The following is an 11,574-nucleotide window of genomic DNA, read 5'->3' as shown; positions in this document are numbered from 1 at the left end:
CATCAGGTCGTTAGGTTGTTATAACGAATTTCCCGCCGCGTGGGAAGACCTCGCCGGGGTGAACTCGAGGCCGAGGTCCGGGGTCTCGGCGAGCACGTAGTCGTGGAAGGCCTGGGCCAGCGGGGTGAGCTGGGCGGGCCTGACGACGCCGATGGTGCGGAACAGCGGGGGAGACAGCGGGATCTCGACGGCGCCGGGGAGCGGCGCGGCGCCGTACCTCGGCAGCAGCGCCACCCCGAGCCCGGCGGTGACCAGGCCGCGCACCGTGTCGGACTCCTGTCCCTCGAAGGCGATCCTGGGCTGGAACCCGGCCGCCGCGCACAGGTCGTCGGTGATCTGGCGCACGCCGTAGCCCTGTTCCAGGGTGACGAAGTCCTCGTCGGCCAGCTCGGCGGCGCGCACCCTCCTGCGCCTGGACAGCCGGTGCGAGGCGGGCACGGTCAGCACGAGCTCCTGGGCGGCGAGCGGGGCGCCGGTCAGGTCCTGGTCGCCGGAGGGGAGGGGCGCGACGAAGGCCAGGTCGATCTCGCCCTCGCGCAGGCGGCGCAGCATCACCTGCCGCGAGCCCTGCACCAGGCTGAAGCGCACGAGCGGATGGCGCTCGCGGAACCCCGAGACCAGCGAGGGCACGAGCGAGCGGCCAAGCAGGTGCAGGAAACCGAGGACGATCCGCCCGCTGGCCGGGTCGATCTCCTCGCGCACCTCGCGGACTCCTGTCGCCATGACGGCCAGCGCCCGGGCGGCCGAGTCGGCCAGCGTGCGGCCCGCCCTGGTCAGCCTGATGCCGCGGCCGTGTGGGACGACCAGCGGCGTGCCGACCGCCTCCGACAGCGCGGCGAGCCGCCTGCTGACCGTGGGCTGCGGAACGCCGAGCAACTCGGCGGCCCTCGTGACGTGTTCGGTCTCCCTGATCGCGGCCAGCAACTCGAGGTTGGGCGCCAATTCATGCATCACGGTATGAATTTTCGCATATAGCGGTATTAGACGTATTTATTAGCTTTGCTTAGTTTCTTGGGTGTGGTTATCGCACCTCGGGTGACCGTCGGCGTCGCCGCCGCCGGCATCTCGTCCTTCGCCCTCCTGTACGCCCCGCAGTCCGTGCTCCCCCAGCTCGCCGCCGACTTCCACCTCGACCCCGGACGAGCCTCCCTCGCCATCGGCGTGGCCACGGGCGCGCTGGCCGTCGCCGTCCTGCCGGTGGCCGCGCTGTCGGAGGTCGTCGGCAGGCGGCGGATCATCCTCGTCTCCGTGATCGCCTCGGTGGTGCTCGGCCTGCTGCTGCCGCTCGCGCCGACCTTCGAGAGCCTGCTGGTGCTCAGAGCCCTGCAGGGAGTGGCCATCGCCGGCTTTCCCGGCGTCGCCGCGGCGTACCTGATGGAACTGCTCGGCGGCGCGGGCGTGGCCGCCGCGGTGGGCGCGATGATCGCGGGCAACTCGGTCGGCGGCATGGCGGGCAGGCTGGCGGCGGGCCTGGTCGCCGAACCGCTCGGCTGGCACGGCGCGCTGGCCTGCGTCGCGGGGCTCTCCGCGGTGTGCGCGGTGGTCACCGTCCTGACGCTGCCCGCCTCGCCTCCGCGTCAGAAGGCCGCGCGGGGCGGCGGCCTGCGAGCGGCCTTCAACCTGCGGGCCGCCTTCAGCCGCCCCGTGCTCCTCGCGCAGTACGGCGTGGCGGCGGCGGGAGTGGGCTCCTTCGTCGCCGTCTACAACGCCGCCGGGTTCAGGCTCATCCACGAGCTCGGCCTCGCGCCCGCCATCGCCTCGCTGGTCTTCCTCGCCTACGCGACGGGCACGCTCTCCTCGGGCACCGCCGGCAGGCTCGTCGGCAGGTACGGCAAGCGCGCCGTCCTGGTCGCCTCGCTCCTGGTCACCGTCGTGGGCACGCTGCTGACGATCCCCGACAACCTGGCCATGGTGGTGGCCGGGCTGATCGTGCTGACCGGCGGCTTCTTCGCCGCGCACGCCGTGGCCAACGGGTGGGCCGCGGCCGAGGCGCCGCAGGGCGCCCGCGGCCAGGTCTCGGGCCTCTACACGCTCTTCTTCTACGTCGGCAGCAGCGTCGGCGGCACCATGGGCGGCATCGTGTACGGCACGGCGGGGTGGAGCTGGCTCGTCGCCTTCACCGCCGCCTGGCTGCTGGCGGCGACGGCGGGCGTGCTGGCGGAGGGCAGAGGGCCGCGCAGGCGCGGGGCCGGGCAGGCGCGGCGCACCTCTGCCGCGCTCACCCTCTGAGGCCGCCGCCCCGCTCGTCGACGAGCTTGGTCAGCCGGGCGAAGACCCTGTCGTCGCCGAGACCGTCGTGCTCGTACTCGTTGGTCACCCACGCCTCGGCGTTGCCGATCCGCGCCGCCGTCTCCAGCTGCAGGCCAGAGTCCACGTACATGTCGTCGAAGTAGACCGCGGCGGCCACCGGCACCTCGTTGGCCGCCAGCCGGTCCAGGTCGTAGAGCGCGGGCCACTCCTCGCGCGCCGCCATCACCTCGACCGCGCCGCGGAAGGGCCGCAGCTCGCGGACCTCCTCGAACATCCAGGGATAGATCATCTCCCCGGTGAACAGCAGCGGTCTGGCCGTCTCGGCGAACGCCGGGTGCGCGGCCCGCTCCCGCTCGGCCGCCCAGGCGGTGGGGCCCTGGCCCGAGCCGTAGATGCTCTCGTGCATCGCGGCGTAGAGCGGGTTGTCGCCGAAGGAGGTCCTGGCCAGCACCTGGTGCAGGAAGCCGGTGGTCAGGCCCTCCTCGATCAGCCAGTGCATGCGCTCGTAGCCGGGCTTCATGCCGAAGTCGAGGCCGAGGAACTGCAGCCGCCGCACGGTCAGCGTGTCGCCGTCGGGCAGCAGCACGTCGCCCTCGGCCAGGCGGTCGGCCAGCGCCGCCACGGTCTCCACGTGGTGCGGGTAGCGGCGGTAGAACTCCCTGTTCTTCGCCTCGACCCGCGGATAGGTGCGCCGGTAGACCTCGGTGGCGTCGGCCTCCAGGCCCGCCAGCCCGCCCGTGACGTAGCACGCGCTCAGCCCCTCGGGCGCCTGCGACAGGTAGGTCAGGGTGAGGAAGCCGCCGTAGCTCTGCCCCAGCGTCGACCACCGCCCGCCGCCGAAGACGGTCTTCCTCAGGTGCTCGGCGTCGGCCACGATCGAGTCGGCCCTGAAGCACGACAGGTAGGCGGCGCCCTGCTCGGCCGTCTCGAAGCGCGACATGAGCCGGCCGTCCACCCTGGAGCTGCGGCCCGTGCCGCGCTGGTCGAGCAGGATCACCCGGTGCGTCTTCAGCGCCTGGCCGACCCAGCCCGAGGGCCCGAGCGGCCTCGGGCCCTTCCCTCCTGGACCGCCCTGGAGGTAGAGCAGGCAGGGCAGGTCGTCGTCCTTACGGGTGGGATCGACCAGCTCCCTGGCGAAGACCGTGATGCTCTCGCCACCGGGCTCGGCCCAGTCGAGCGGGACGTCGGCGACGTGCTCCCGCACGTGCATGCCCGGGATGGTGTACGCGGTCACGGTCGTCGCCCGCGGACTTTGTTACGTAGCTCCATAGAGAGGGCACTTTATCCGTTCGCCCCTGAGGGCCGACTCCAGGGCGGAGGTCACCATGGCGAGGCTGGCGAGGTTGTCGTGACCCTCGCCCTGGGGCGGCCTGCCGGTGCGCAGCGCGCCGACGAACTCCTCCAACGCCCATGCCAGCCCAGGGAACCTGTCGCGGGCCTGGTGGGGGTCGGGTTCGAGCTCCACGGGGGTCACCCCCTCGGCCCCGATCACCGAGCCGCCGTCCCACACGGCGGTGCCCCGCGCGCCGATCGCCCGCCAGCTGCCCGTCCAGGACGTCTGCAGGCCGGGAGCCGACCAGCTGCCGCTGAAGACGTAGCGCAGGCCGCCGGTCATCTCGAAGATCGCCGTGGCCGAGCAGGCGCCGGTGTACCAGCTGGCGGCGGGCCTGAACGACTCGCAGTAGACCGACAGGGGATCGGCCCCCGAGATCGCCCTCGCCGCGTCGAACAGGTGGATGGCCATGTCCTGGATGAGCGGATGCGGCAGATCCTCCAGGAACTTGACGCTCTTGTACGGGATGTAGAACTCCGAGGTCAGGATCGCCAGCTGCCCCAGCGCGGCCACCGTGCGCCGGTAGGCGACCAGGCCGGGCAGATAGCGGCGGTTCTGGCTGACCATGAACAGGCGGCGCGCCCTGTCGGCGGCGGCGACCATGTCCGCGCCCTCCTCGAAGGTGACCGCCATCGGCTTCTCGCTGAGCACCGACACCCCCCGCTCCAGCGTGGCCAGCGTGACCTCGTGGTGGGCGGCCGGCACCGTGCCGTTGACGAGGAAGTCGGGCCGCACCGCCTCGACCATCTCTGCCACGGATCCGAACGCGGGCACGCCGCGCCCGGACGGCACCTTCGAGGGGTCGATGTCGGCCCAGCCGACCAGCGAGACATCGGGATGGAGCAGCAGCTCGGTGGCCCACTGCCGGCCGATGAAACCCGCGCCGGCGATGACGGCGCGCAGGGGACGGTCCTCGGTGACGGTGTCGAAGGTCATGAGCTCCCTTACCAGGTGATGGGGGTGTGGGCGTTGCTCAGCGGCACGCCTGGACCGCCCACGGGGGCGGCCCACAGGACGGCGTTGGCCAGCACCCGCCGCACGCCCTCGTGGTAGTAGACGGGATAGTCCTGGTCGCCGGGGCTGAAGTAGAACACCCTGCCTCTGCCCCTGCGGAAGCAGCAGCCGCTGCGGAAGACGTCGCCGCCGCCGAAGGAGCTGACGAACACCAGCTCGTCGGGGGCCGGGATGCCGAACGGCTCGCCGTAGGTCTCCTGCTCCTCGATGACCAGCGGGTTCGGCACTCCCTCCGCGATCGGATGGCTCGGCTCGATCGTCCAGACCAGCTCGCGCTCGCCTCCGTCACGCCAGTTGAGCGTGCACGTGGTGCCCATGAGCACACGGAAGATCTTGGAGAAGTGGGCCGAGTGCAGGACGAGCAGGCCCATCCCGCCGAGCACCCGCTCGTGCACGCGGGCCACGACCTCGTCGCTCACCTCCTCGTGCGCCGCGTGGCCCCACCAGGTCAGCACGTCGGTCTCGGCCAGCACCTTCTCGGTCAGCCCGTGCTCCGGCTCCTGCAACGTCGCCGTGCGCACCCTGACCCGTTCACCCAGATCGTCGCCGAGCCCCCGCGCGATCTGGCCGTGCATCCCCTCGGGATAGCGCCGCCGTACCTCCTCCTCCCGCTCCTCGTGCACGTTCTCGCCCCAGACGGTGACATTGATGGCCACTCCGGTCTCTCCCTTCGGTCATGCCGATCTCTACCCACATCGCCGGGTCTTGCCTGACCCGTCGTTTCGGCTTTCACTGATCGGCATACGGCTGATCAAGGAGGAAGGCCGATGCGTGGCTTACGAGCTTCCGCAGTTGTCCTCTCGTTAACCATCACCACGTTCCTCGCCGCCTCACCCTCGGCGCCCGCGGCGGCAGGCGCGCCGCCGGAACCCGAGGTGACCTCGCTGGTCACGATCTCGGTCCCGGACACCGCCACCCTGGAGAAGGTCGTGGCCACCGGCGCCGACCTGACCGAGCGCGTACGGCCGCAGCCGGACGGGAGCATCCAGGTCGACGCCGTCCTGTCGGAAGGCCAGTTGGCCGCGCTCGCCCCCCTCGGCGTGGAGAAGGCGGGCGCCCCCGCCGCCCAGAAGACCCCGAAGACCCCGAAGGCGGCAGCCGCCGCCGACCAGATCGTCATCGAGAGGGCGGTCTGGTTCAGGACCCGCGACGGCTACTTCCTCTCGGTCGAGGCCACCAGCAGCGCCGGTCCGACCGCCACGCTCAGCGCCGCGTGGCGGGGCAGGGGCGGCGCCTCGGGCACGGTGCCGATGGTGCCCTACACCGACGCGGGCGCCTACCTCGGACACCAGCTCAGCACCCCCGCGCCGGTCGCCGACAGGCCCTCGTGGGTCACCGTGACCTCGGCAGGTGGCGGGACGGCCCAGGCCAGGGTCAAGGAGTGGCCCGACGGCGAAAGGCCCGACAGGACGATCCCCGGCTACCGCAAGGACTTCATCACCCAGTACATGCCGCCCGGCCAGCTCAACGAGCGGGTCAAGGCGCTGCACAGGCAGTTCCCCCAGTTGACCGACGTCATCGCGCTGCCGTACCTGACCAACGGCTACCGGCGGCACGCGCAGGCGCAGTTCGGCGCGGTCGTCGTCACCTCGCTCGCGTACGGCTCCGAGGGCGGCAACGACCTGGCGATGGAGCTCGTCGATCCCGGCGCGCAGGGCAGGCCGCTCCAGGTGACGGTGAACGGCAAGCTGATCACCGTCAGCCTGGCCACCGACGCCTCCGGCGCGATCACCAGCACGGCTGCCCAGGTGATCGCCGCCGTCAACGCGGGCGCGGGGTCGCTGGTGAAGGCCACGCCGTACCGCACGGACAACGGGCAGGGTGTCGTGGCCCCCGCGCCCCTCACCCAGCTCAGCGACTTCCTCAAGGCGCCGGCCGACGTCTCGCGCGAGCCCGCGCGGGTGCTGGCGCTGCGCATCGGCGCGCACCGCGACGGCTCGCGCACCGGCGTGCTCGCCTACGCCCAGGAGCACGCTCGCGAATGGGTGACCCCCCTGGTCACCATCGAGACGGCCGAACGGCTGCTGCGCAACTACGCGCGCGACCCCGCCACCCGCAGACTGCTGCAGCGCACGGACATCTTCATCGTGCCGACCGTCAACCCCGACGGGGCGAACTACAGCTTCTACGACTACAACTTCCAGCGGAAGAACATGACCAACCACTGCCCCGCCGCCCAGGCCGACCCGGCGGCGCGCAACTCGTGGGGAGTGGACGTCAACAGGAACTACGCCGTCGGCTCCCTGTTCGACGGCTACGTCGGCGCCTCCGCCAACTGCCTGAGCGGCACGTACGCGGGGCCGGGCGAGCACTCGGAGCCGGAGAGCAGAAACGTGATCTGGCTGGCCCGGACCTACCGCAACATCAAGTTCGCGATGAACGTGCACAGCTACGGCGGATACTTCATGTGGCCGCCCGGGGCCTACCAGGCCGCGGGACGCGTCACCCTGCCGCGCCCGACCAAGGCGCAGGAGGCCTACTTCCTGCGCTCGGCCCGCACGATCGAGGAGGCCATCGCCGCCGAACGCGGCACCGTCACCTGGCCGCAGCAGACGGGCCCCGTGACGGACGTGCTGTACTCGGCCGCGGGCAACTCCGCCGACGAGCTCTGGTACGACTTCGGGATCTTCGGCTGGGACTTCGAGGTGGGCAACGACATCTGGAACCCCGCCACCCGCACGTGGGAGGGGGTCGGCTTCCAGCCACCCTTCGAGGAGGGACACAAGGAGGCGCTGGAGTACGCCTCGGGACTGATCGCCATGATCGGCCTCGCCGCCGACTACCGAGCCCCCTGACGACACGGCCCCACCGGGCGCAGCCGCCCTCTCGGCCATGCCGAAGCTCGGCGCCGTTGCTCGAGATGCCGGACGCACACCTCTGTCCCCATTACGCTGCGATGGGTGGCGTTATGGGGCGGAGGAGCTGAGTGATCGAGAACGGGGTGACGAGCCTCACGGCTACGTCTGGGACGGCCGCGTCCGGTGAGGCGGTCGGCAGGGTTCTTGGCACGCAGGCGGCCTCGCCCCTCTCCTTCTGGGTGGGCCTCGAACCCGGCAGGGTGATCCAGCTCGACGACGTCGTCGTGACCAGGCGTGAGGTGCCCGGCTACGGTCAGGTGCTGGTCGCGGGCGTGGTGACGACCGTGGAGGCCAGGCACGAGGGCGCCACCTACGACTCCGACGTCTTCCTCATCGCCGACGGCGCGCTGCCCGCCGCCGTGGTCGAGGTGGCCGAGGTCAAGGTGACCAGGGTCGAGCCCGAGGTCTTCGTGCCCCCGCTGCCCGGCGCGCCGGTCTACAGGGCGGGGGCGGGCGACAGGGACCAGGCGCTCTACTTCGACGTCATGGACCGGCGCGTTCCCATGGGGACGGGCCGCGACGGCCAGCCGCTCTACGTGAACTTCGACTTCCTCGACGGCACCAGGGGCGCGCACGTCTCCATCTCGGGTGTCTCGGGTGTGGCGACGAAGACCTCGTTCGCCACGTTCCTCATCTACTCGATCTTCAACTCGGGTGTGCTGCAGAACGAGGCAGCCAACACCAAAGCGCTGATCTTCTCGGTGAAGGGCGAGGACCTGCTCTTCCTCGACCATCGCAACTCCCGCCTGGACGCCACGGCCGAGGCCACGTACAGGAGGCTCGGCCTGCCCGCCGAGCCGTTCGGCAGCGTGCACGTCTTCGCCCCTCCCCGGCCGAACGACCCCAACGCGGTGCCGCACGTGGCGGCCCGCACGCACGGGGTCAGCGCCTTCTACTGGACGCTGGCCGAGTTCTGCGCCGAGGAGCTGCTGCGGTTCGTCTTCGCCGACGCCGACGACGAGCGGGCCGGATACTCCCTGCTGGTCGGTCAGGTGGCGGCGAGGCTCGCGGCGTGGGCCAGGCCGGTGGGCGACACCGGCGCGATCAGGCTGGACACCGGCGGTGAAGGCGGCGAGGGCAGGGTCTGCCGCACGTTCAGCGATCTGGTCGAGCTGCTCAGCGAGCAGCTCATGGACGAGGCGAGCCGCACGACCTGGACCGGCGCCCAGACCCCGCTCGGCACCGTCAACGCCTTCATGCGCCGCCTGCGCAGCGCGGTCAGACCGCTGTCACCGATCATCAGGGGCGACGTGGCAGGGGGGCGTCCGCACTCCATCCGCACCTCCGACGCCCAGGTCTCCATCGTCGACCTGCACAACCTGCCCGAGCGCGCGCAGCGGTTCGTGGTCGGCGTGGTCCTGCGCGGCGAGTTCGCCAGGAAGGAGAGCTCGGGCACGGCCCGCCCGCTGCTGTTCGTCGTGCTGGACGAGCTGAACAAGTACGCCCCTCGCGAGGGCGACTCCCCGATCAAGGAGATCCTGCTCGACGTCGCCGAGCGTGGCAGGAGCCTCGGCGTGATCCTCATCGGCGCCCAGCAGACCGCCTCGGAGGTGGAGCGGCGCATCGTCTCCAACAGCGCGGTGCGGGTGGCGGGACGGCTCGACCCCGCCGAGGCCGCCAGGTCGGAGTACGGCTGGCTGCCGCCGACGGTCAGGGAGCGTGCCACGATCGCCAAGCCAGGCACGATGTTCGTCGCCCAGCCCGAGATCCCCGTGCCGCTGGCCGTGGCCTTCCCCTTCCCCGCGTGGGCCACCAGGCCGTCGGAGGCGGTGCCGATCAAGGCGCCGAGCGCCGACCCCTTCGCCGGACTGCCAGGCGTCGAAGACGACATCCCGCCGTTCTGATGGGAGCTCGATGAAGATCCTGCACACCGCCGACTGGCACGTCGGCAAGGTACTCAAGGGCCGCTCCCGCATCGACGAGCACCGCGCGGTGCTGCGGGAGCTCGTCGCCAAGGCCCGCGAGGAGAACGTCGACGCCGTCATCGTCGCAGGAGACGTCTTCGACACCTCCGCCCCCACGCCCGAGGCGCAGTCGCTGGTGATGCCAGCGCTGATGGCGCTGCGCGAGGACGGGCGCGACGTGGTGGTGCTGGCGGGCAACCACGACAACCCGCAGCTGTTCGAGGTCTACCGCCCGGTGCTCGGCGCGCTGGGCATCCACGTGGTCGGCGCCTTCCGCCGTCCCGACCACGGCGGCACGCTCTCCTTCACGGCCAGGACGGGCGAGCCCGTGCGGCTGGCCGTCCTGCCGTTCCTGTCGCACCGGTACGTGGTGCGCGCCGCCGAGGTGCTGACCGGCACCGCCGCCGAGCACAACCGCGACTACGCCGCCAGGATCGGCGAGCTGATCGGCGCCCTGACCGCGGGCTTCGCCGCCGACACCGTCAACGTCGTCACCACGCACGGCACGCTGCCAGGCGGCGCGTTCGGCGGCGGCGAGCGCGAGGCGCAGTCGATCTTCTCCTACTACTTCGAGGCGACCGCCTTTCCCTCCTCCACGCAGTACGCGGCGCTCGGCCACCTGCATCGCAGGCAGCAGATCCCCGGCCCGTGCCCCATCTGGTACAGCGGCTCGCCCGTGGCGGTCGACTTCGGCGAGGAGGCCAACACGCCTGGCGCGCTGCTGGTCGACGTCTCGCCCGGCCGTCCCGCCGTGGTGCGCGAGGTGACCTTCGCGCAGGCCCGCACCCTGCGTACGGTCACCGGCACCCTCGAGCAGCTCGAGGCCATGGACGTCGGCGACGCGTGGCTCAAGGTGGTCGTGGAGGAGAGAGCGCGCCCCGGCCTGGCCGACACCGTGCGCGAGCTGCTGCCGGGCGCGCTCGACGTCTCCCTCGACGAGCGCTTCCGCCCCGTGCGCGCCGCGCCCAAGACCTCGAGCGCGACCCGCAGCCCGCGCGAGCTGTTCCGCGACTACCTCAGCAGCAGCGGCCGCCACGACGACCAGGTGGCGGGGCTGTTCGACCGGCTGTACGACGAGGTGACGAGCTGATGCGCCCTCTGCTGCTGCACCTGGAGAACTTCGGCAGTTTCCGCGAGCCGGTCACCATCGACTTCTCCGACATCGACTACTTCGCGCTGATCGGCCCGACGGGCGCGGGCAAGAGCACGGTGATCGACGCGATCTGCTTCGCCCTGTACGGCACGGTGCCGCGCTGGGGCAAGGAGAACGTCATCTCGCACGCCCTCGCCCCCTCGGCCGCCGCGGGCAAGGTCGCGCTGGTCTTCGACAGCGCGGGACGCCGCCATGGTGTGGTCAGGGCGCTGCAGCGCGACGCGAAGGGCACGGTCCGCACCAAGGAGGCCAGGCTCGACGAGCTCGACCCCGCGGTGGCCGGCGAGCTGGCCGAGGTGCTGGAGGCGGTGCTGCGGCCCGTCGCCGAGGGCGACGCGGTCACGCCCGAGATCCAGCGGGTCACCGGGCTCGAGTACAAGTTCTTCACGCAGTGCGTGGTGCTGCCGCAGGGGCGTTTCGCCGAGTTCCTGCACGCGGCGCCGCGTGAGCGGCAGGACCTGCTCGTCCAGCTGCTCGACGCCGACGTCTACGAGCGCATCAGGCAGCGGGCCGTGCGGGAGGAGGAGGCGGCCAAGCAGGCCGCCTCGTTCGCGCGCGACCAGCTCGGCAAGCTCGCGGGGGCCGACGAGGCGGCCGAGCGGGCGGCCTCCGACCAGGTGGCGACGTTGCGCGCGCTGGCCGCGAGCGTCGACCTCGACCTGCTGCGCGCCCGTGACGAGCAGATCCGCAGGGCCCGCGCCGACCGTGAGAGCGTGGCGGCCAGGGTCGAGGCGCTGCTGGCGCTCGTCATGCCCGCCGATGTGCCGACGCTGGCCGAGACCGCCAGGCAGGCCGCCGCCGCGGTCACGGCGCTGGCCGAGGAGGCCGCGGCCCTCGAGGCCGACGAGCACCGCGCCCACGACGAGCTGGCCGCGCTCGGTGATCGGCAGGCCCTCGCCCAGAGCCTGGCCGCCCTGGACGAACGGGAGCGGCTGACCACCGCCGCGTCGGCCGCTCGGCAGGCCGCCGAAAGAGCCGCCGCCGCGCTGCCGGCCCTCGCCGACGCCGCGAGGCGCGCCGCCGGCGCGCTGGCGGCGGCCGAGGGCGAGCGCGGCAGGCTCC

Annotated in this window: 9 protein-coding genes; 5 read left to right on the top strand and 4 right to left on the bottom strand. The window is 72.0% G+C overall.

What is annotated here, in order from left to right:
- Positions 1-18: 18 nt before the first annotated feature.
- Positions 19-951 carry a LysR family transcriptional regulator gene (locus ABFX50_RS00045; RefSeq protein ID WP_346143009.1) on the bottom strand — a complete coding sequence of 311 codons (933 nt, stop codon included), beginning with the start codon at positions 949-951 and terminating at the stop codon, positions 19-21.
- A 66-nt stretch (positions 952-1,017) separates the two neighbouring features.
- Between ABFX50_RS00045 and ABFX50_RS00040 the strand changes: the two genes are divergently transcribed.
- Positions 1,018-2,229, top strand: a complete 1,212-nt coding sequence (locus ABFX50_RS00040) for an MFS transporter (protein WP_346142159.1) — start codon at positions 1,018-1,020, stop codon at positions 2,227-2,229.
- On the opposite strand, the gene ABFX50_RS00035 is transcribed toward ABFX50_RS00040, so the two are convergent.
- The 3 genes from ABFX50_RS00035 to ABFX50_RS00025 are packed head-to-tail and all read right to left on the bottom strand — an operon-like array spanning position 2,219 to position 5,253.
- The gene (locus ABFX50_RS00035) at positions 2,219-3,484 is read right to left on the bottom strand and encodes an alpha/beta fold hydrolase (RefSeq protein ID WP_346142157.1); all 1,266 of its coding nucleotides are present in this window, start codon (positions 3,482-3,484) and stop codon (positions 2,219-2,221) included. The two genes, ABFX50_RS00040 and ABFX50_RS00035, sit on opposite strands and share 11 nt — an antisense overlap.
- A gap of 21 nt (positions 3,485-3,505) precedes the next feature.
- Positions 3,506-4,519, bottom strand: a complete 1,014-nt coding sequence (locus tag ABFX50_RS00030; RefSeq protein ID WP_346142155.1) for a Gfo/Idh/MocA family protein — start codon at positions 4,517-4,519, stop codon at positions 3,506-3,508.
- A gap of 8 nt (positions 4,520-4,527) precedes the next feature.
- Positions 4,528-5,253, bottom strand: a complete 726-nt coding sequence (locus ABFX50_RS00025; protein WP_346142153.1) for a ThuA domain-containing protein — start codon at positions 5,251-5,253, stop codon at positions 4,528-4,530.
- A gap of 111 nt (positions 5,254-5,364) precedes the next feature.
- Here ABFX50_RS00025 and ABFX50_RS00020 point away from each other — a divergent pair, with 111 nt between their 5' ends.
- The 4 genes from ABFX50_RS00020 to ABFX50_RS00005 form a co-directional block, all read left to right on the top strand.
- A complete protein-coding gene (locus ABFX50_RS00020) occupies positions 5,365-7,392 on the top strand; it encodes a M14 family zinc carboxypeptidase (RefSeq protein WP_346142151.1) in 2,028 nt (675 codons plus the stop codon).
- Positions 7,393-7,523: 131 nt separating this feature from the next.
- Positions 7,524-9,299, top strand: coding sequence for an ATP-binding protein (locus ABFX50_RS00015; RefSeq protein WP_346142150.1), 1,776 nt, complete (start codon positions 7,524-7,526; stop codon positions 9,297-9,299).
- Between the two features lie 10 nt (positions 9,300-9,309).
- The gene (locus ABFX50_RS00010; RefSeq protein WP_183649432.1) at positions 9,310-10,449 is read left to right on the top strand and encodes an exonuclease SbcCD subunit D; all 1,140 of its coding nucleotides are present in this window, start codon (positions 9,310-9,312) and stop codon (positions 10,447-10,449) included.
- Positions 10,449-11,574 (top strand): AAA family ATPase (locus ABFX50_RS00005; protein WP_346142148.1); only part of this gene is annotated, 1,126 nt, incomplete at its 3' end. The genes ABFX50_RS00010 and ABFX50_RS00005, both read left to right, overlap by 1 nt.

The organism is Nonomuraea recticatena (assembly GCF_039533245.1).
GTDB classification, from domain to species: Bacteria; Actinomycetota; Actinomycetes; order Streptosporangiales; family Streptosporangiaceae; genus Nonomuraea; species Nonomuraea roseola.
The sequence above is the reverse complement of the archived record's forward strand: the minus strand, read 5'-3'. Positions and strand labels throughout refer to the sequence as shown.

Excerpts from the sequence above, each read along its gene's own strand:
- ABFX50_RS00045 (WP_346143009.1), bottom strand. The coding sequence starts at position 951 with ATGCATGAATTGGCGCCCAACCTCGAGTTGCTGGCCGCGATCAGGGAG.
- ABFX50_RS00030 (WP_346142155.1), bottom strand. The coding sequence starts at position 4,519 with ATGACCTTCGACACCGTCACCGAGGACCGTCCCCTGCGCGCCGTCATC.
- ABFX50_RS00020 (WP_346142151.1), top strand. The coding sequence starts at position 5,365 with ATGCGTGGCTTACGAGCTTCCGCAGTTGTCCTCTCGTTAACCATCACC.
- ABFX50_RS00010 (WP_183649432.1), top strand. The coding sequence starts at position 9,310 with ATGAAGATCCTGCACACCGCCGACTGGCACGTCGGCAAGGTACTCAAG.